Annotated in this window: 18 protein-coding genes; 4 read left to right on the top strand and 14 right to left on the bottom strand. The window is 61.2% G+C overall.

From position 1 onward, the window contains the following. Positions 1-20 precede the first annotated feature (20 nt). Genes fabZ through GKIL_RS11330 form a run of 4 tightly spaced genes read right to left on the bottom strand, consistent with a single transcriptional unit; the run spans position 21 to position 4,367 of the window. The gene (fabZ, locus tag GKIL_RS11345) at positions 21-467 is read right to left on the bottom strand and encodes a 3-hydroxyacyl-ACP dehydratase FabZ (RefSeq protein WP_023173747.1); all 447 of its coding nucleotides are present in this window, start codon (positions 465-467) and stop codon (positions 21-23) included. Then, on the bottom strand, positions 464-1,321 hold the full coding sequence (gene lpxC, locus GKIL_RS11340; protein WP_023173746.1) for a UDP-3-O-acyl-N-acetylglucosamine deacetylase: 858 nt from the start codon (positions 1,319-1,321) through the stop codon (positions 464-466). Before lpxC ends, fabZ begins: the two co-directional genes overlap by 4 nt. Positions 1,322-1,323: 2 nt before the next feature. Beyond that, positions 1,324-2,370 (bottom strand): UDP-3-O-(3-hydroxymyristoyl)glucosamine N-acyltransferase, encoded by a 1,047-nt coding sequence (gene lpxD / locus GKIL_RS11335; RefSeq protein WP_023173744.1) that lies wholly within the window; start codon positions 2,368-2,370, stop codon positions 1,324-1,326. Beyond that, positions 2,370-4,367, bottom strand: coding sequence for a BamA/TamA family outer membrane protein (locus tag GKIL_RS11330; protein ID WP_245595839.1), 1,998 nt, complete (start codon positions 4,365-4,367; stop codon positions 2,370-2,372). Before GKIL_RS11330 ends, lpxD begins: the two co-directional genes overlap by 1 nt. 234 nt (positions 4,368-4,601) lie before the next feature. On the opposite strand from GKIL_RS11330, the gene GKIL_RS11325 reads away from it, so the two are divergent. Continuing rightward, positions 4,602-5,087, top strand: coding sequence for a bifunctional nuclease family protein (locus tag GKIL_RS11325; RefSeq protein WP_023173741.1), 486 nt, complete (start codon positions 4,602-4,604; stop codon positions 5,085-5,087). Here the strand turns inward: GKIL_RS11325 and GKIL_RS11320 are convergent, their stop codons facing one another. Genes GKIL_RS11320 through GKIL_RS11295 form a run of 6 tightly spaced genes read right to left on the bottom strand, consistent with a single transcriptional unit; the run spans position 5,088 to position 9,619 of the window. Continuing rightward, positions 5,088-6,197 carry a DegT/DnrJ/EryC1/StrS family aminotransferase gene (locus GKIL_RS11320; protein ID WP_023173740.1) on the bottom strand — a complete coding sequence of 370 codons (1,110 nt, stop codon included), beginning with the start codon at positions 6,195-6,197 and terminating at the stop codon, positions 5,088-5,090. Next, positions 6,194-7,225, bottom strand: a complete 1,032-nt coding sequence (locus GKIL_RS11315) for a Gfo/Idh/MocA family protein (protein WP_023173739.1) — start codon at positions 7,223-7,225, stop codon at positions 6,194-6,196. Before GKIL_RS11315 ends, GKIL_RS11320 begins: the two co-directional genes overlap by 4 nt. A gap of 53 nt (positions 7,226-7,278) precedes the next feature. After that, positions 7,279-8,217, bottom strand: a complete 939-nt coding sequence (locus GKIL_RS11310; RefSeq protein ID WP_023173738.1) for a hypothetical protein — start codon at positions 8,215-8,217, stop codon at positions 7,279-7,281. A 7-nt stretch (positions 8,218-8,224) separates the two neighbouring features. After that, a complete protein-coding gene (gene scpB / locus GKIL_RS11305) occupies positions 8,225-8,701 on the bottom strand; it encodes an SMC-Scp complex subunit ScpB (RefSeq protein WP_041243902.1) in 477 nt (158 codons plus the stop codon). Continuing rightward, positions 8,631-9,365: a segregation/condensation protein A gene (locus GKIL_RS11300; protein WP_023173736.1), complete on the bottom strand. Its 735-nt coding sequence runs from the start codon at positions 9,363-9,365 to the stop codon at positions 8,631-8,633. The genes scpB and GKIL_RS11300 overlap by 71 nt, the downstream gene beginning before the upstream one ends. A gap of 56 nt (positions 9,366-9,421) precedes the next feature. Beyond that, complete coding sequence (locus GKIL_RS11295; RefSeq protein ID WP_041243901.1) at positions 9,422-9,619, bottom strand: hypothetical protein; 198 nt, start codon at positions 9,617-9,619, stop codon at positions 9,422-9,424. 143 nt (positions 9,620-9,762) lie between these two features. Here GKIL_RS11295 and uvrB point away from each other — a divergent pair, with 143 nt between their 5' ends. Together uvrB and GKIL_RS11285 are read left to right on the top strand one after the other, a co-directional pair. Then, positions 9,763-11,805 (top strand): excinuclease ABC subunit UvrB, encoded by a 2,043-nt coding sequence (gene uvrB / locus GKIL_RS11290; RefSeq protein WP_023173733.1) that lies wholly within the window; start codon positions 9,763-9,765, stop codon positions 11,803-11,805. Positions 11,806-11,808: 3 nt separating this feature from the next. Further along, a complete protein-coding gene (locus GKIL_RS11285; RefSeq protein WP_023173732.1) occupies positions 11,809-13,488 on the top strand; it encodes an N-6 DNA methylase family protein in 1,680 nt (559 codons plus the stop codon). A gap of 126 nt (positions 13,489-13,614) precedes the next feature. Here the strand turns inward: GKIL_RS11285 and GKIL_RS11280 are convergent, their stop codons facing one another. From GKIL_RS11280 to GKIL_RS24765, 4 genes are all read right to left on the bottom strand, one after another. Beyond that, positions 13,615-15,324, bottom strand: coding sequence for an integrin alpha (locus GKIL_RS11280; protein ID WP_023173730.1), 1,710 nt, complete (start codon positions 15,322-15,324; stop codon positions 13,615-13,617). Between the two features lie 653 nt (positions 15,325-15,977). Continuing rightward, positions 15,978-16,544 carry a Uma2 family endonuclease gene (locus tag GKIL_RS11275; RefSeq protein ID WP_023173729.1) on the bottom strand — a complete coding sequence of 189 codons (567 nt, stop codon included), beginning with the start codon at positions 16,542-16,544 and terminating at the stop codon, positions 15,978-15,980. Between the two features lie 51 nt (positions 16,545-16,595). Further along, positions 16,596-18,599: an FG-GAP repeat domain-containing protein gene (locus tag GKIL_RS11270; RefSeq protein WP_023173728.1), complete on the bottom strand. Its 2,004-nt coding sequence runs from the start codon at positions 18,597-18,599 to the stop codon at positions 16,596-16,598. 2 nt (positions 18,600-18,601) lie between these two features. Further along, a complete protein-coding gene (locus GKIL_RS24765) occupies positions 18,602-18,808 on the bottom strand; it encodes an FG-GAP repeat domain-containing protein (protein WP_023173726.1) in 207 nt (68 codons plus the stop codon). Between the two features lie 553 nt (positions 18,809-19,361). Between GKIL_RS24765 and GKIL_RS11265 the strand changes: the two genes are divergently transcribed. Further along, positions 19,362-20,102 (top strand): sulfite exporter TauE/SafE family protein, encoded by a 741-nt coding sequence (locus GKIL_RS11265; RefSeq protein WP_223173767.1) that lies wholly within the window; start codon positions 19,362-19,364, stop codon positions 20,100-20,102. Positions 20,103-20,167: the final 65 nt, after the last annotated feature.

Raw genomic sequence — 20,167 nt, 5'->3', positions numbered from 1 at the left:
CATGAGCAAGACATCTGGACTCAATCTACCAGGGAAAACATGATCTCTGCCTGCGCTACCAGTTTGCCACCGACCTCGGAGCGGGTTTGCATGATGCCGAAGCGCTTCATGCGGGTGCGCAGATCCTCGGCGGTGATGATCACCTGATCGCCCGGTATCACCTGGCCCCGGAAGCGGGCCTTCTCGACGCCGACTAAAAGCGGAATGCGGCCATTGGCTTCGGGCAGTTGGGCACAGACGATGCCGCCCACCTGGGCCATCGCCTCGATGAGCAGTACGCCCGGCATCAGGGGCCGCCCAGGAAAGTGGCCCTGGAAGTGCGGTTCGTTGAAGGTGACGTTTTTGAGGCCGACGGCCCGCTTGCCCGGCTCGTAGGCAATCACGCGGTCCACCAGCAAAAAAGGATAGCGGTGGGCGAGCAGCTGCTGAATTTCGACGTTTTGCAGTACGACGTTCTCGGTGGTCATCGGGCGACATCTAGAAGCGAAAAATGGGACTGGCTAGCCTCGAACAGGCGGTGGGCCAGCTGGCCGTGCAGGGCGTGACCGGCCTTGTAGGCGATCACATGGCCGCTCAGCGCGACGCCTGTGAGGCTCAGATCCCCCAGCAGGTCGAGCAGTTTGTGGCGGGCCGGTTCGTCGGGCCAGGCGGGCGGCTCGATCCAACCGTCGGTATCGGCCACCAGGGCACAGGCGAGACTGCCCCCCTGGATGAGACCCCGATCGAGCAGTTGCTGGATCTGCGAGCGCATCGTAAAGGTGCGGGCCGGGGCCACCTCGCGGGCAAAGCTCTCAGGGGTAAGCAGGAGACTGAACCACTGCTGGCCGATGGGAGCCGGAAAATCGATGCCGTAGCTCAGGCGCAGTCCCGCCTCGCTCGTAGGCACAGCCGAGACGAAGGCGTCGCGCTCGTAGACGGTGACGGGCGCAGCGATGCGGTAGGTGGGCCGGGGCACGGAGGCTGCGAGCAACCCGGCACGCTCGATCGCCTCAAGATAGGGGCGGGCCGAACCGTCGAGAATTGGCAACTCCGGCCCATCGACGACGATCCGGCAGTCGTCGATCCCCAGGCCGTAGAGGGCGGCGAGCAGGTGCTCGACGGTCTGGATACTTGCACCATCCTCGCGCTCAAGGGTGGTCGAGAGGGCACTGGGACGAAAGAAGCGGGCCACCGCCGGGATAGTCGGTTCACCGTCTAGATCGCTGCGCACGAAGCGGCGGCCAGTGCCGGCGGGAGCTGCAAAAAGAGCGAGGCGCACCGCCAGCCCCCGGTGCAGGGTCGTCCCGACCAACTCGACGGGGCGAGCGAGGGTGTACTGCACAATCAGAGCCTCCCCATCTCTTTTTCGAGCTGCTGGACGCGCTGCTGCAACTGGCGCAACTGCTCAAAGATCTGGGGCAGATTCGAGCGCGCCGCCTGCTGGCGCAGTTCCTGCTTGTGTTCCTGTGCCGGAAAGCCCGACACCTTCGAGTGATCCGGCAGATCCTTGGTCACTCCAGAGCGGGCCAAGACCAGGCAGTCCGCCCCGATCGTCGTCTGGTTGGCTACCCCGGCCTGTCCGGCGATCACCGTGCGGTCACCCACCTTCACCGAACCGGCCAGCCCCACCTGCGAGACGATCAGGCAGTGGCGGCCCACCTGATCGTTGTGGCCGATATGCACGAGGTTGTCGATTTTGGTGCCGGTCCCGATGCAGGTAAACCCCATCGTCGCTCGATCAATTGCGACGTTGGCTCCAAGTTCGACGTCGTCGCCCACCACCACCGTCCCGACCTGGGGCACCTTGAGATGGCCCTCGGGTGTCGGTACAAAGCCGTAGCCGTCGGAACCCAGGACACTGCCCGCGTGGACGATGACCCGGTCGCCCAGACAGACGCCGTCCATCAGCACGACGTTGGGATAGATGAGACAATTGCTGCCCACCACTACCCCCGAGCCGACGTAGACGCCCGGATACAGGTAGGTGCCAGCACCGATGCGGGCCTGGGGACCGACGTAGACGAGAGCCGCCACCGTGGCTGTCGAGTCGATCAGCGCACTCGGATGGACCACCGCCGCCGGATCGATGCCCACCGGCGGCAGGGCGATCGGCTGCGGGAACATGTGCCCCAGCAGCCGCGCCATCGCCAACCGGGGATTCTCGACGACGATCTGAGTGAGGTGATCGAGCGGCCAGATCTGGGGCGTGACGGCCACACCGGCCCGTGTGCCCTCCAGTAGCCGCCGCGCCGGCGGATCGAGGGCAAAGGTAAGATCGCTCGCTTCGGCTTCCTCCGGCGGTCGGGCACCGCTCACCAGCCGATCCGGGTCGCCGATCAGCCTGCCGCCGACCAGTTCAGCCAGGGCAGCAGCGCTGAAGGTACTGCCCACTAAAACTTTTCTCCGAGCCCAAAGTGGACCTGGCTGGGCAGACCCTGGGTGTTGGCGGCAAAGTCGATGCGCAGGGGACCAAGGGGCGACTGGATGCGCAGGCCGATGCCGTAACCCAGGCCGCCGCCAGGTTTGCCGCGCACCAGTCCGGGGGCACCGAGCACCGAAGCCTGGGAGCCGATCGTATCGCCGTAGTCGATAAACAGCGCCGCTCCTACCGGATCGAAGATCGGAGCGCGCAGCTCGACGGAGTTGATCATATAGCTGCGACCGGTGCCGAGGCTGCCCTCGTAGTAGCCGCGCACCGAGTTGCCGCCGCCCAGGGTGAACGCTTCGTAAGGAGGCAGGCTACCAAAGACGGTGCCGATCGAACTGTTGAAGGCGAGCACCTGCTTGCCCTTGCCCCAGGGCAGGACGTCTACCGGAATGTACTGGCTATAGGAAACCGTGGGCCGGGTAAAAAAGGCGTCGCCCAACAGACCCACCGACTGGTCGAGCGACCCGCGCAACACCGAGCCGGAGCGCGGCGTGTTGGGGTTGTCGCGGGTGTCGCGCACCAATGCCCCCTGCAAGAAAAAGAGCTTGTCGGTGCCGGTGCCGCTGACGGTGAGCGGGTTGCCCTGGTTATCGACGGTGTAGGCGCGGCCCAGGTAGTCCCGCAACTGGACCGTTTCAAAGCGGGTGCCCGCCGAGGCGCGCCAGCCGTTTTCGAGGGGCCGACCAAAGACGAGGCCCAGGCCCAGCCGGTTCTCGCGGGGGGTCTCGATGAAGCCTGTCCTGGGGTTGAGAACGCCGACGCCGCCGCCGTTGAAGACGTAGCTAAATTGCTGGCGGTTGAAGAGGTTGGCCGTATAGGAGGTGCGGTTCGGATCGCCTGCGATCCAGGGGTCGGTAAAGCTCAGGTTAAAAAGCAAAATCTGGCCGCCGCCCTGCACATCGAGGCCGGCCTTCTGGTTGTTGCCCCCCAGGTTCGCTTCTTGTAAAGACAGCGTGCCAAAAAAGCCGTAGGCCGAGTTGACGCCCGCGCCCGCAGCGATCGAGCCGGTGCTTTTTTCTTCGACTTTGACGTTGACGACGACTTTTTGCGGATCCTGGCCCTGGGCCAGATCGAGGGAGACATCTTTGAAGATGCTCAGCCCATAGACCCGCTGCAGGTCGCGCTGGATGGCGTTGCGGTTAAAGACATCGCCGGGCTTGAGGCCGACCTCGCGGGTAACGATAAAGTCGCGGGTGCGGGTGTTGCCCTTGACCCGGATATCTTCGATGACGCCCTCGGTGACGACGAGCTTGACCTTGCCGTCGGGGGTCGATTGAACGTCCGCTACCTTGGCAAGCACGTAGCCGCGCTCGGCGTACCATTCTTCGATCGACTTGACGCCGCGCTGCAGTTCACCGAAGTTGAGCGTCTGGCCCACCTGGGGCTTGAAGGTGTCCTCGACTACCTGCTTGGGTAACAGCGTCGCTCCCTCGGCACTCACCCCTTCGAGGATCGGGTTGGGCGAAACGTCGAAGGTAACCCGCACGCCGAGGGGCGTATCCTCGGGGGTGGCCTTGACATCGGCGAAGTAGCCGGTGGCAAAGACGGCGTTGATGTCCTGCTGCAGCTGCGAGCGCGTCGTCGTCTGGCCGGGCCGGGTGCGAATCGCGTCGTAGACCCGCTCTTCGAGCGACTGGCCGAGTTGGCCCTTGGTGGCCACAACCCGCACCTCCGCCACCAGTACCTGGGGCTCGGTGGACTTGCTGCCCGCCTGGTCGGCAGCCGGCTCACCGCCGGTGCTCGGAGCCGGGCTGGACTGGACCTGCCCGAAGGGCGAAGCGGCGGGATTGGTCTGACCAAAGGGCGATCCGCCGGAAGCCGCTGGGGGAGTGGGAGCAGCGGTTGTCGCCGGGGGGGTAGCAGTAGGATTGCTCTCCTGGGCGAGCACGGAGGGGATGACAAGGCATTGGCCTGCCACCAGCGCCGTGAGGGTAGCCTGAGCAATCGTCAAACGACTCAAAGATGGATGCATGAGCGCGAAGCCTGTAGGGTGCAGCGGATGCGGGCGCGGTCCCGCGAAAAAAGGCGGATGCAGATAGGTCAATTAAGTTTACCGCGACTGGGCCAGCTTGCCACAGCCCTCCCCCTGTTCGGACGACAAAAATACACGCCGATCCGGTTGGCAAAGCCACTGGCGGATCAGGTAGGATCAGGCGCAAAATAGCATCAGTTCTCGAAGCGTGCGGGGTGCCCTATGGCGGTAGAGATGAAGGTTGCAGCGATTGCCCTCGATGCGGCGAGCCGCCTGCCGATCGTTATCCTCCGCGACCTGCACGACCGCCGCGCCCTGCCCATCTGGATCGGCAAAGCCGAGGCAAATGCCATTTTGCAGGCCCTCGAAGGTCAAAAATCGCCGCGCCCGATGACCCACGACCTGATGGCCGGACTGTGCAAGGAATGGGATCTGCACGTCGAGAAAATTGTCATCCATTCCCTGCAAAACAACACCTTCTACGCGATCATTACGACGCGCCGGGGCAAACTGCGCAAAGAGATCGACTCGCGGCCCAGCGACGCGATCGCCCTCGCCCTGCGCACGGCGACGCCTATATGGGCGATGGAAGAAGTGATCGCCGAAGCGTCGATTCCCGTCGATCAAGAAGCCGACGAGGCCGAGCGCGAAGCGTTCCGCGACTTTCTCGATACCCTCAATCCCAACGACTTTATCAGCAACAAGTAATCAGACTTTGACCGCCGCCGTTGCCCCAGCGAGAGCGGCTGCTACCTGATCGATCTGCTCGTCGTCCAATTCGGGATACATCGGCAGCGAGAAGACCTCGGCGGCCACTTTTTCGGCATTGGGCAGATCGCCGGGCCGGTAGCCCAGGTGGGCGTAGGCTTTTTGAAGATGCAACGGCACCGGATAATAGACGCCCGAGCCAATCTGCCACTCGCGCAAAAGAGCGAGCACCCGCTCGCGGGCATCGGTGCGGACAGTGTACTGGTGAAAAGTATGGGTCGAGTAAGCGGCGCGGGCGGGGGTAATGAGGGGCAGATCGGCCAGAAGCGCGTCGTAGCGATCGGCGATCTGGGCGCGGCGCAGGTTCCACTGCTCCAGGTGGGGCAGTTTGACTCTCAGGACCGCCGCCTGCAACTCGTCGAGGCGCGAACAGTAGCCCACCTCGTCGTGGTAGTAGCGCTCGTGGGAGCCGTGGACGCGCAGCGAGGCGATCCGGTGGGCCAATTCTGGATTGGAGGTGACGACCATGCCGCCGTCGCCGAAGGCACCGAGGTTCTTGGTCGGATAAAAGCTCAGACAGCCCGCCACCCCAAAAGAACCCACCGGCTGGCCCCTGTAGAGCGTGCCGATCGCCTGGGCGCAGTCCTCGACGACGGCGAGGCCATGGGGCTCGGCCACCGCCAGGATGGGTTCCAGATCGGCGGCCTGGCCAAATAGATGCACCGGCAGAACCGCCCGCGTGCGCGGGGTGATCCGCTCCTCGATGCGCGCCGGATCGATGTTGAAGGTGGCCGGGTCGATATCGACGAAGACCGGCGTCGCGCCGCAGTAGGAGATCGCTTCGGCGGTGGCAATAAAGCTAAAGGGCGTCGTGATCACCTCGTCGCCCGGCCCCAGACCCAGGGCGCGCAGCACCAGATGCAGCGCGTCGGTGCCGGAGGCGACGCCCAGGGCGAAGCGGGTGCCGCTGAGGGCGGCAATCTCTGCTTCGAGGGCTCTGCCGTGCCGGCCCAGGACAAAGCTGCCGCTGGTGGTAATCTCGCGCCAGAGAGCTTCGATTTGAGGGAGGAGTGCTGCGGTTTGCCGGGACAGATCAAGAATTGGAATCAAGAGAGAATATCCCCAAGGTCCGGGTCGCTACCGTACCACGTCTTGCCGTCGAGGGCCATCTGTTCGATGTCGGCGGCCAGCCGCAATGCCTTGAGCGCCTGCTCGCCGCCCACCGAAGGCTGATTGCCGCCGCGCACGCAGAAGATAAAGTGCTCCAGCTCGGCGCTGAGGGGCTCGATGTTGCTGGTCTGCACCTCCTCGATGATCCCGGCCTGGCGGTAGAGCACCTGGCCGTACTCGGTGGTGTAGTCCGAATCGGGCGGGCGGTGGCGGCGCACTTTGTTGCTCAAAAAATCGGCCTCCACCAGGCAATTTTTGCAGTGGGCGGACAGGGTACGGATTTTGCTGTGGGTGACTTTGCTCGCTGTAAGGCTCGCCACCGTGCCGTTGGTGAAGACCACCGTGGCTGTCACGTAGTCGAGATAACCCATGTGGGAAGCGCGGTTGTTGCCGGCGGCGGTCATCCTCGCTACCGGATGCGGTACCAGCTCAAGCAACAGGTCGATGTCGTGGATCATCAGATCGAAGACGACGGAGACATCGTTGGCCCGCGACGAATAGGGACTCATCCGATGGGCCTCGAAGGCCAGCAACTCTTCGTTTTTGAGCACGTTGCGCAGCTCACGAAAAGCCGGGTTGAACCGCTCGATATGGCCCACCTGAAGAATGCAACCGTTCTGGGCGGCGAGATTGACGAGTTGTTCGGCCTCGGTGATGTCCGCTGCAATCGGCTTTTCGATCAGAATATGCACACCTTGCTTCAGGCAGTCCTGGCCGACCAGATAATGTAGCCGGGTCGGTACGGCGATGCAGACCGCCTGGACGTGGCCAATCAGTTCGCGGTAATCCTTGAAGTAGCGCACGCGGTACTTGCTGGCAATGTCGAGGCCGCGATCTTCGTTGGTGTCGGCGATCCCGACGAGGACGACATCTTTGAGCAGGCTCAGCACACGGGTGTGGTGCTGACCCATGTTACCCACGCCGATCACCCCAACGCGGATAGGCCCATCGCCCGGATTTTGCACCATGGAAAATCCACTTGACAAAACATCAGGATTTTACCATTGAAACCGTTTGGCCATCAGGGCGCGATGAGCAAATTAAAGTTGCGCGGCTGGCCTGTGATCGGTCTCATCTCGTTGATTGCCAGGCGATAGGGCGGCTGCCAGCCCCCCTGACCGATGATTGTCAGGCGCACGACGCCCTCAGGATCGACGATCCCGTCGGGGCTGCTCAGTTTAATTTTTGCACTCATATCGGTGTTGTTGCCGTCGGTGAGTTTGATAAACCCTGGCAAAAAAACGTAGCGCTGGGTGGAGTTGTTGGCCAGTTGGGCGGTGATCCGAAATTCACCGCTCTGCAGCACGCGCACCCTGATGGCACTGAGGGTGACACCATCGACGAGCTGTTCATCTTCGAGATCGCTTTCTTTGAGCGAAGGGGCTGGCTGGCTTCTCGGAGCGGGGCGGCCCTGGGGAGAAGGAGCAGAAATAAGCGGCGGGGGGGCGGGCGGTGCAGCAGTGGCAACGGCGGTGGCGCTGTTGAGAGCCTGCTGCCACTGCCGCGCCTGAGCCTGGGCCTGCTCGTAGCCGGGGGTGGCAGCCGGAATCCGCACAGCCAGAGCAATCGCTGCCTGCAGTGCGCGCGGCGAGGGACTTTCGGCTTCCTTGCGCGCCTTTTCGAGCACCTGGCGGTTCCAGAGGCGCATCTTTTGTTGGGCTTCGAGGTAGACCGGTGACTCGCGGCCTACAGCACTGAGCTGGCCCACCGCCGCCAGCAAATCCGCGCTCTGGCCGCCGGCAGCGAGGGTGCGCGCCTTTTCGAGCTGCACCTGATCGGGCAGTTGGCGGAGCCATTTTTGAATCGTCTGCACCTTGAGGCTGCCCGACTGCGCACTCTTGACCGGGCCGGGCGACTGGCGCTCCTGGAAGATAAGCACCATCACCCCAGCCACCAGCATCGCCGTGAGCAAAAGAACCGTGAGCAAAAGCAAGTTGGTGCGTCGATTCTGCAGATCCATCGCGGTCTTACCTCACCAGATCCTGCACGTCTTCGATGGCAAAGTACTGGTAAAACTTCTCGGTCACCCGCAGCTTATAAGAACGCCCCTCTACCTGGCGCGAGATAAAACCCTTCTGCACCAGGTCGCGCACCTGATCGTAGGCACCGGAACCGCGCAACTCGACCAGTTCGCTCTGGGGCAATGGTCCTTTGAGGGCGATGAGCGCCAGGGTGCGCTGGGCACCGATACCGATATCCGTCGGCACCAGCCGCTGAATGAGATCTTGCAGCGGCGGACGCAGCTGCAGGGCGTAGCCCCCGGCGGTATCGGCAATTTCGAGGGCGCTGTCGCGCCGGGCGTAGTCGTCGAGTAATTCGAGCAGCGCCTCGCGGCAGTCGTCCTTGCTGCACTCGGCGTAGCGGCTCAATTGCTCAAGGTTGAGCGGGCGGGCTTTGAGGTAGAGCACCGCCTCCAGGCGCGTCTTCAGGCTGGTTGACTGCATAGATCTCGATATCTCTGTAAAATTCGGCCTGCTCGAGCACGACCCGGTCGCGGTGGGCAAGAAACAACAGGCCCAAAAAAGCCCCGACCCGGTCTCGATAGTGTTCTAGCAAAACTTCAAACGCTCTTACACCCCGGCTGGTGAGCACCTGCCACAGTTCGCTGACGAGCGCTTCGAGGTCTTCTTGGTGGGCGAGGTGCTCGACTTCGGCCATCGTGCGCACCGGCGGCCCCTTGATGAGGGTGCGGCGCTCGCTGGGCCGTTCGCGGGCAGACCGCCGCTCGATCTGCTCGACCTCCCGCAGGTGGGCGATGAGGTCGTTGAGGGTGAGGGGCCGCTCGACGATCGCCGGTACCGCCGGCCTGCGCCGGATCAACCGCTCCAGGGCGACCCCCGGCAACCCGGCGGCAGTGAGATCGCTTTCGTCTAGATCCGCTTCGAGAGGGGACGGTTCGAGCATCCGGCCTTCGAGGATCTCCGCCTTCATATGCACCAGCACCGACGCATAAAAAATCGCCTGGCCGGAACGGGGCAGATCGGCGCTGTCGAGGCGGCTCAAAGAATGCAAAAAGCGATCGGTTAGCTGCACCACATCGATGTCCCAGGGATCGATCTCCCCCCGGCGGGCCAGGTCAATCAAAATACCGATCGCATCTTTGGGCATCGCAGCGTAACAGGGCCAGTTGTCATCAACAATAGCACCTGGAAACCTTCAGCCCGCTAAGGTTCTTGCTCGGAGAAACGAATCACATCCATCTTTGAAAATTGCCAGTTTCCCGACGGTGAATCGACCGGAAAGCCGTTCGAGCGCAAGACAATGTAGTAGGGAGAATTGCTGCTGTCTGCTTCGACCTTGTAGCCCCTGCTTTTTAACTTGCGCACCGCCTGCTGGAAAAGGCGGTCCAGGACATTGCTCATACCGGCTTTAACGTCCGTTGGAAAATTCAGCACCCAAAACGTTAACATGAAGCACGACCGCCGCGAAACGATCCCGCTCAATCGCCACCGCCCTGGCCCACCATCGGCTACAATAGCCAGGTGATGTGAACTTTTGGACACATATGGCAGACGATCAATTTCGAGTCTCCGCTCCCTATCAGCCCACCGGCGATCAGCCCCAGGCGATTGCGAAGTTGACCGCCGGCGTGCAGTCGGGGGTGCGCTACCAGACCTTGCTGGGGGCGACGGGCACCGGCAAGACCTTCACGATCGCCAACGTGATCGAAAAAGTTGGAAAACCGACGCTGGTGCTCGCCCACAACAAAACTCTCGCCGCTCAACTGTGCAACGAGCTGCGCGAATTTTTTGCTGACAACGCCGTCGAATATTTTGTCTCCTACTACGACTACTATCAGCCCGAGGCGTACATTCCTCAGACTGACACCTACATCGAAAAAACCGCCAGCATCAACGACGAGATCGACATGCTGCGCCACTCGGCCACCCGTTCGCTCTTCGAGCGGCGCGATGTGATCGTCGTCGCCTCAGTCAGTTGCATCTATGGCCTGGGGATGCCCGAAGAATACTTAAAAGCGGCGATTCCGCTCAAAGTCGGAGCGAGCGTCGATCAGCGCGAGATCCTGCGGCAGCTTGTCACCGTGCAGTACGAGCGCAACGACGTCGAACTGGGCCGGGGCCGCTTTCGCGTCAAGGGCGACGTCCTCGAAATCGGCCCTGCCTACGAGGACCGGGTGGTGCGCGTCGAATTTTTTGGCGACGAGATCGAGGCGGTGCGCTGGATCGACCCGGTGACAGGCGAAGTGTTGCGCTCGGTCAACAGCCTCAACATCTATCCGGCCAAGCACTTTGTCACCCCCGAAGAGCAGCTCGAACAAGCCTGCATCGCCATCGAGCAAGAACTGGAGGCGCGCATCGCCGAACTGGAGGGCGAAAACAAACTGCTGGAAGCTCAGCGCCTGCGCCAGCGCACCCGCTACGACCTCGAGATGCTGCGCGAGGTAGGCTACTGCAACGGCGTCGAAAATTACTCGCGCCACCTGGCCGGACGCCGGGCGGGCGATCCGCCCTCCTGCCTGGTCGATTATTTTCCGGACGACTGGCTTCTGGTCGTCGATGAGTCGCACGTCACCGTTCCCCAGATTCGCGGCATGTACAACGGCGACGCCCAGCGCAAGAAGGTGCTCATCGACCACGGCTTTCGCCTGCCCTCCGCCGCCGACAACCGGCCCCTCAAGGCTCCCGAATTCTGGTCAAAGGCCCGACAGGCGATCTTCGTCTCCGCCACCCCCGGCGATTGGGAAGTCGAACAGTCCGGGGGCACGATCGACCCGGGGACCAACCGGCTCAGCGGCAAACATATCGCCGAGCAGATTATCCGGCCCACCGGCGTGCTCGACCCCGAGGTCTTCGTGCGGCCCGTCGCAGGCCAGGTAGACGATCTGCTGCACGAAATTCAACTGCGCGTCGAGCGGCGCGAGCGGGTGCTGGTCACTACCCTCACCAAGCGCATGGCCGAGGATCTGACCGAGTACTTTCAAGAGCGGGGGGTGCGGGTGCGCTACCTGCACTCTGAAATTCAAGCCATCGAGCGCATCGAGATTCTCCAGGCGCTGCGCCAGGGCGACTTCGACGTGCTCATCGGCGTCAACCTGCTGCGCGAAGGGCTCGACCTGCCGGAGGTGTCGCTGGTGGCCATCCTCGACGCCGACAAAGAAGGCTTCCTCCGCGCCGAGCGCTCGCTCATCCAGACGATCGGTCGAGCCGCCCGCCACGTGCGCGGCCAGGTGATCATGTACGCCGACCGGCTCACCGACTCGATGGAAAAGGCGATCTTCGAAACCGAGCGCCGCCGCCGCATCCAGCAGGCTTACAACGAGGCCCACGGTCTCACCCCCCAGCCCATCGTCAAGCGCCTCGATACCAACAGCATCCTCGACTACCTGGCTGTCTCGCGCCGCCTGGGCCAGCAGGAACTCGAAGCGGCGGTGGCCGCCCCTGCCAACCTCGATCTGGCCGACATTCCGGAGTTGATTACCCAGCTTGAAATCCAGATGAAAGATGCCGCCCGCAAGCTCGAATTCGAGAAGGCCGCCGAATTTCGAGACAAGATCCACAGGCTGCGCGAACGGCTCCTGGGCAAGTAGCGCGTGGGGGGCCGCTTCCAGTCACCGGATTTTCACAAAGCACAGGGAGCGACCTACACCCCGGCAGCACTTGCCGACTTTGTCGCCGAGCAAATCGTCCGCTATCTGCCCGGCGAGCGGAAACGGCCCCTGCGCATTCTCGATCCGGCACTGGGCGACGGCCAGTTGCTCGTAAGCCTGCTTGCCAAACTCGGCTCCGAGGCCGCCGGGGTGACACTCCACGGCTACGAGACGGACACAGCCGCCTGCGAGCGGGCGCGGGCACGCCTCGCCCCGGCTGTTCTTACCGTCGAAGGAACCTGCTTTCTCGATGTCGCCAGCGAGAAGCCGACGGCGGCTGGCCCCTTCGACATCGTGATCGCCAATCCGCCCTACGTCCGCACCCAGATTCTCGGAAGCGACCAGTCCCGTGCCCTGGCCCGGCGCTTCGGGTTGACGGGCCGCCTCGATCTTTACCAGGCGTTCGTTCTGGGCATCGCCGGGCTGCTTGCTCCGACGGGCGTTGCCGGGCTGATTCTCTCCAATCGCTTCATGAGCATCCGGGCTGGGGCGAGTGTGCGCCGCGCCCTGAGCGAGCGCTTTCAACTGCGGGCGATCTGGGATCTGGGGGACACGCAGCTATTTGCGGCGGCGGTGCTGCCTGCGGTCGTGCTCCTCGAAGGAACAGACAGCCCGATCACGACAGCGGACACTCCCTTCAGTTCGATCTACCGGACGAGCGCAGCGGCTACCGGCTGTGCAGCCAGCCCCCTGGCCGCTCTGAATCTGGATGGCGTCGTCGAGGTGACGGATGGCCGCCGCTTTGAGGTGCGCCACGGCACGCTCGCGCCGGATCCCCCCGGTGCGCTGTGGCGGATGACGACCGGCAACTCTGAGCACTGGCTCGCTAGAGTGCGCAGCCGGACCTGGAAGACTTTTGGCGAGTTGGGCAAAATTCGCGTCGGCGTAAAAACCTGTGCCGACAGTGTCTTCATCCGCTCCGACTGGCAGGAATGGCCGCCGGAGGAGCGCCCGGAACTGCTTAAACCCCTCGCCACCCACCACGGAGCCGGGCGCTTTCGAGCCAATTCCCAGACCGCCTGGCAGATCGTCTATCCCCACCAGGTCGTCGCAGGGCGGCGGGTGGCTGTTCCCCTCGATGCCTATCCCCGCACCGCCCGCTACCTCGAAAAACATCGTCAGATTCTTATCGCCCGCAGTTATTTACTAGCAGCCAACCGCCAGTGGTACGAGTTGTGGGTTCCCCAGGATCCGGACGGTTGGGCTGCGCCTAAACTCGTCTTTCGCGACATCGTCGAGGAGCCCACCTTCTGGCTCGACGAGACCGGCAGCGTCGTCAACGGCGACTGCTACTGGCTCCGGTGCGATAAATCCTCAGAGCGCGATGCACTCTGGCTGGCACTCGCAGTCGGCAATTCGAGCTTTATCGCCCACTTCTACGACCACTGCTTCCACAACAAGCTCTACGCCGGTCGCCGCCGCTTCATGAGTCAGTACGTCGAAAAATTTCCCCTCCCCAGGCCGGATCGTCCCCAGTCCCGGCAACTGGTTGGCCTCGCCCAGCAGATCTACAGCCTGCCCTTGGGCAGTCCTGTGGCGGCTCTGGAGCGCCAGTTGGACGCGCTGGTGTGGCAGGCGTTCGATCTCGATCCCGCGCAGAGTGCTCTGGCCTTTGAATTTTGAGCCCGACGATCAAGCAAACAACGCACCCACCGGACAGGCAAACCCTGTCGGCAATGGTGGCAAAACTGTCTTTTTGAGCAGCAGTTGAGCCGTAACTGGGCAAGCTAGCAGATCCTCCGGTGCGGCTCAAGGAGAGGGGGAGGACCCAGTCTTTTCCAGTTGTGCCAGCTCCACTGGCTTGAGGTTGCGCTTGCCGAAGACCACGTAGCTGCTACCAGCATAGGTTTGACCATTCGGGTCGGCAAAGGGAGCCCCGACGATGAGGTCTGCCAGTCCGTCACCATTGACATCCCCCGCCCCACTGACCACGCTGGCTTCATCGCCCGCTTGGCTGCCGTCGATGACGAAGCCGTCTAGGCTGCTGCCGCTTTCGATGGCAGATAACTCCACTGGCTTGAGGTTGCGCTTGCCAAAGATGACGTAGCTGCGACCAGCATTGGGTTGACCATTCGGGTCGGCGTACAAAGCCCCGACAATAACATCAGCCAGTCCATCGCCGTTGACATCGCCTGCCCCACTGACAGAACGGCCAGACCTATCGAATGACTGGCTGCCGTTGATGACGAAGCCGCCACGGCTGGTGCCGCTTTCGATGGCAGATAGCTCCACGGGCTGAGTGTTGCGCTTGCCGAAGACCACGTAGCTGCGACCAGTCTCTTCCGGGTCGGCACCCTCAGCCCCGACGATGAGGTCTGCCAGTCCGTCGCCGTTGACATCCCCGGCTCCACTGACAGAATAGCCAGAGAAATCGTCCGCTTGGCTGCCGTTGATGACGAAGCCGTCTGGGCTGCTGCCGCTTTCTATGACGGATAGCTCCACTGCTTTACGATTGCGCTTGCCGAAGACCACGTAGCTGCTACCAGCATAGGTTTGACCATTCGGGGAGGCCCGGAAAGCCCCGACGATGAGGTCTGCCAGTCCATCGCCGTTGACATCTCCCACACTGCTGACAGAGCGGCCAGCTTCATCGTTCACATTGCTGCCGTCGATGACGAAGCCGTCCAGGCTGCTGCCGCTTTCAATGGCAGATAGCTCCACTGGCTTGAGGTTGCGCTTGCCAAAGACCACGTAGCTGCGACCAGCCTCGAATTGACTATTGGGGGAGGCATAGGGAGCTGCGACAATCACATCGGCCAGTCCGTCGCCATTGACATCGCCTGCCCCACTGACAGAGCGGCCAGCTTCATCGTTCACATTGCTGCCGTCGATGACGAAGCCGTCCAGGCTGCTGCCGCTTTCAATGGCAGATAACTGCACTGGCTTGAGGTTGCGCTTGCCGAAGATCACGTAGCTGCGACCGACAGAGGTTTGACCATTCAGGTCGGCAGAGGGAGCCCCGACAATCACATCGGCCAGTCCATCGCCGTTGACATCCCCCGCCCCACTGACAGAGCGGCCGGATTGATCGCCCGCTTGGCTACCGTTGATGACGAAACCGTCTGGGCTGCTGCCGCTGTCGATGGCAGTTAGATCCACCGGCTGGCCGTTGCGCTTGCCAAAGACTACGTAGCTGCGACCAGCAGCAGCCTGACCATTCGGGGAGGCACCGGAAGCCCCGACAATCACATCTGGCAGTCCATCGCCATTGACATCGCCTGCCCCACTGACAGAAAGGCCGGAGGAATCATACACATTGCTGCCGTTGATGACGAAGCCCGCACCTCTGATTGGCACCGCCACCTCGTCCTCCACGGGCAATGCCCTCGCCACTGGTGGCAGCACCGCCGTGCTTAAAAGCCAACACACACTGAGCGATACACTCAGCCACCCCCGAGTGTGGTAGAGCGACGTTGCCGCTGCATAGCGCTTGCCAGGTAGACCGTGCCGGAGAAACATCTTCTGCTCCTGTCAGTGGAAGGGAGGGGACTTTTGGCTGCCGGGGCGGACCACTCCTGCCACCAGCGCAGTCACCCTACCCTACACTCTACAGCCCCATCTCAACATTTCCAGGTCGTGCCGAACACAGTGAGCTGATCGCTGGGGGTTGAGGGCTGATTGACTGACAGTTCTCCAGACGCTGCACGCTGCGCACGCTGATTAAGTGTCAGCTTTCTGAATCTCCAGATAAACCGCTAACCAAAAAAAGCCAGCGTCTGCAGGACTGGCAGCGAAAGACGGGCTCTGGTACAGCAAAGAGCATCATCATAGCCGCCTGAAGTTCCTCACTCCCGACCCCCCATTCGGGGAGCAGGACAACGCCATCGCGGCGAAGATGTCCAGATTCGCAAGCAGCGCCGAGTGGTCTACCAGTAGGCGAGGGAGCAGAATCCGTCGCGGTGGTCAAGGGATATCCACAACTGAGAGATCCCAAATCAGGTACATCTCAATCCGCCCAGGGCCAAAGTTTTAAAAGAAGAGATACACTTGCCACAAGCTGCTCAAGGGCAGAACACACGACAACTTCTCTGACAACACCGGTTTCTCCCAATCAGGCGCTCGATCTCGATCCCGCGCAGAGTGCTTTACCCTTCGAATTTTGAACTTGCCCCTCAGGCAAACAAAGCACCAACCGGACAGGCAAACCCCTCCAGCAGGGGAGTCGTGAGCGTTTCAGCCGCCAGGAACGTACCGGTCAGCTTCAACATCGCTTCTTCTCGCCGATAAACTTCGATTTGCTCTAAAGTGCGATCGACCAGCCAGTATTCCTGTACTCCGCGCAGCGAGTAGAGCTTGAGCTTGAGTTCCCGGTCGCGGCGCTCGTTTTGGGAGCCGGGAGAAACCACCTCCACCACCAGTTCCGGTGCCCCGCTCAGATGCCCGGCCTCGTCGAGCAGAACTTCCAGGCGGGCGGTGCTGACCCAGACAACGTCCGGAATCACGTTATCTGCGTCGCTGAAGCAGATTCCCGGTGCTACCGCCGCCCGTCCCAAACCGGTGCGGCTTGACCAGGCATCCAGGGCGGCACCGAGGCGCAGGCTGACTTCCTGGTGCTTCCAGTGGGGCGCTCGGGTGACGAGCAATTCTCCATCGACTATCTCGTAGCGATTGCCATTGTCCGGCAACCATTCCAGCTCCCGTGCCGTCCAGCGCATTCGCCCGCCCGCTGCCTGTTGCATAATGCCTGTTCTCTGGTTGCTGCTATTTTACTTAGTTCGGCGCGGCCCCTCTCAGGGGATGGGGTTGGGAACCAGCTGGTTGCGCAGGACACTGACGGTATAAGAAGAACTGAAGACAAGGCTGGAACTGACAGCCAGATCCTGATCGCCGTCGCCGTCGAGATCGCCTGTGGCCAGACCGGTACTGCTGATGGCGACTGTCGCGTTCACCGGTGGCAGCGTGAACTGACCAGCCTGATTCTGGAAAACGGTGGCCGCGTACACGCCGGCAGCAACAATGTCGAGATCGCCGTCGTTGTCGAGGTCCGCAAAAGCAACATCTTCCGGGTTGTCGGCTCCGCTCAAAGTCTGGGCCGGTCCAAAACTGCCGCTACCGGAGTTGATGAGCAGCGACAGGGTGTCGGTGAAGCTGTTGGCTGTGACCAGATCCAGGTCGCCGTCGTTGTCTATATCCCCTGCTGCCAGGGCATCGGGCGTATTGCCGACACTGAAGTTACTGGCACTGCCCAGGGTACCGTTGCCCTGACCGGGCAGGACAGAGACTTGGTTGGAATTGCGGTTGGTCACCGCCACGTCTAACTTGGCGTCGCCATTGAAGTCGCCAAGAACAAGATCGCTCGGGTTGGTGCCGCCGCTACTGGTGCTCTGGCCAGTGCTGAAGGAAGCGCTGCCGTTGTTGAGAAATATCTGAACGGTATTGTTGGAATTTTTGACGACAACGATATCTTGATCTCCATCGTTATCGAGATCGCCGGTGCCGATGGCGTTCGCACTGCCGGAGAAGGTAGATAGCAATCTGAAGTTGCCGCTGCCGTCGTTGAGCAGGATTTTCGTGCCGCCGGAGCCAACCGTCACCAAGTCGAGATCGCCGTCTTTATCTAGATCGGCCAGGTTCAGATCGTTGAGTTGATCCACCGGCAGCGCAGTGGCTGTGAACTGGGCGTTGCCCTGGTTTTTGAAGATCGTGACATCTTTGCCAAAGCCAAAGAAACTTGCACTTAAAAGATCGATGTCACCATCGCCGTCGATATCGCCGCTCACGACCGCCACCGGATTGTCGCCCAACACTCTCAGCGCCTGCGGTGCGGCCAAGCTATCGCCGCCGAGGTTGACGAGCAGCGCGGCCACACCGTCGCTGTTGGCGCTGATGACGTCCGGCAGAGCATCGTCGTCGAAGCGGCCAAGCACCACAGCTCGGGGTTTGTTGCCGGGCATGAAGCGGGGGAGCCCCTCGACGAAGTTGTTAGCACCCTGGTTGACGAGCACCGAGACGGTGTTGTCGATGATCCCCGGCACGATAAAGTCTGAGTCGCCATCGCCGTCGATGTCGCCTGCAGTGATCGAAAATGCCCCTGTGGAGGTCCGGATGTACCTGACGCTCGGGAAACTGCCGCTGCCGTTGTTGGGTAGCAGCGCGACGTAATCGGAGAAGTAGTTGCTGCTGGTCGTGGTGGCGAGGTCCGTGTCGCCGTCGCCGTCAAAGTCACCGGCGACGATCGCCACCGGGGTGATGTAAAAGTAAAAGCTGAAGACGGGGGTGCCGCTTGCGAAGGTACCGCTGCCGTTGTTGGTCAGACGAGTGATCGTGCCCCTGCCGTAAGCCCCGTTACTTACCGCCAGGTCGAGATCGCCGTCAGCGTCGAAGTCGCCCGGTGTCAGCGAAATCGCCCCCTGCCCGCCGGTCGAGACGTTCTGGGTCACAGCGAACTTTTTGCCCTGATCGAGGATGACGGTGACGGTGTTGGCACCGTAATTGGCCGTCGCCAGGTCGAGATCGCCGTCGCCGTCGAAGTCACCGGTCTTGATGCTGTAGGGTTTTGAGCCGACTGCCAGGGTGGCTGCGGTGCGAAAGCGGCCACTGCCGTTGTTGCGCAACAGCGTGACGGTGCTGGCGTTGGCGTTGGCGACGGCCAGGTCGAGATCGCCGTCAGCGTCGAAGTCGCCTGCCACCAGGGCAACCGGACCATCGCCCACAGCAAAATTGCGCGCCGGCTTGAACTGACCGCCGCCCTTGCCAATCAAAATTGAGACATTATCTGAACCGGCGTTGGTCACCGCTACGTCGGCTTGCCGTCGCCGTTGAAGTCACCAGAGACCGCTGCGCTTGGAGTGGTACCCAGGGCAAAGGTCGGTGGAGCCGCAAAGCTGATCGCAGCCTTCGTTGGCTGGGCCAGCGCTGTCAACAGGCTGAGACCGCTGACAGCCAGACAGAGCGGCAGCTGCAACGATAGTGCAAGTCGCTCACGAACTTGCGGCATCTTCATGACACACACCTCATACTGACCAAAACAATGGAAGCGGAGACAAGCCGGTCCGAGGCGTATTATCCCCTCCAGCCCCGGCAACGACTGTGTATCACAAAAGACATCTATAAAAGAACCGCTCCAGTAGCGCCATCCCCACCGCCTCTGATGTGTTGTTCAGACCATAGAAATATGCAAAGTGCAGTTTATTTTACATAACACGCAACAAAGAAATTTATTTTACGTTCAACGGTTGAATGCAAGTTTTATTTCGGATCTGCAGGATCTTTCATTTGCTTCACTTTTTACCAGATTTTCAACGTTTATCCACCAAAACCTCTATGCTGAGAGGCTAATGTAATCAATATTGTCCGAATCGCCGCCACCGCTCTGCCTTCTACTGCATCTACCACCCCGTTTCACGACTCTCTCAAACTTTGAACTGTTTCGTGGATTTAGCGCTTCGCGATCGTTTGCGCCTGCCTGTTCTTCGTTCGATCTTCCCTCCTGCTGGTAAAAATATATGGACATTAAACTTTCGCTTGCTAGCCTTCTTGTCGGTATAGTTGTTGGAATGACAGGCGTTGGCGGCGCGGCACTGATGACGCCTCTATTGATTTTAGTATTCAATATCCCTGGATCGATTGCCATCGGTTCCGATGTCGTCTCCGCGACCTTGATGAAGGTGGTAGGTGGCTACAAACATTGGCAGCAGGGGACAGTCGATCTCGAAGTTGTCAGGTGGTTGGCCCTCGGCAGTATTCCAGGCTCTTTTGCCGGTATCGGTGCGATCTTTGCCGCCCGTTCCCTTGGAATCGCTCAACTGGATATGATGCTCATCCACGTCGTCGGCTTCGTGCTGATTGGCGTTTCTTCTCTTTATCTGGGCAGGCTGATATTTAGCCGCTATCTTAAATTCAAGCTGCCCGATTCTCCAAAATTCGATCTTTCGACGACGACAGGCCGGATCCTCTCGATGGTTGTCGGTTTTATCCTCGGAGCAATCGTCGGTCTCACCAGTGTCGGCTCCGGTTCTTTATTTGCGGTTGCACTTCTGCTCTTTTTTCGCCTCGATCCCTGGAAGCTGGTTGGCACAGACATCGTACAGGCTGCAATCTTGCTTATTTTTACTTCGATTGGACACGCCAGCCTGGGCAATATCAACTGGCAACTGGTGCTGCCCATCTGGCTGGGAACGGTGCCGGGAGTATTGATCGGAGCGAAGCTTTGTCCACTGGTTCCAAAGACAGCCCTGCAGGTGACACTGTATTCGCTGCTTTTGATGGTGGGCTGGCAGATGCTCACAAAAATTTGAGATTGCCCTGGACCGATAGATAGCTGCTATAGTCTGATGCGCAGCGATCTTAGAGAGCCGGCAAT

Source organism: Gloeobacter kilaueensis JS1, from assembly GCF_000484535.1.
Lineage (GTDB): Bacteria > Cyanobacteriota > Cyanobacteriia > Gloeobacterales > Gloeobacteraceae > Gloeobacter > Gloeobacter kilaueensis.
The sequence above is the reverse complement of the archived record's forward strand: the minus strand, read 5'-3'. Positions and strand labels throughout refer to the sequence as shown.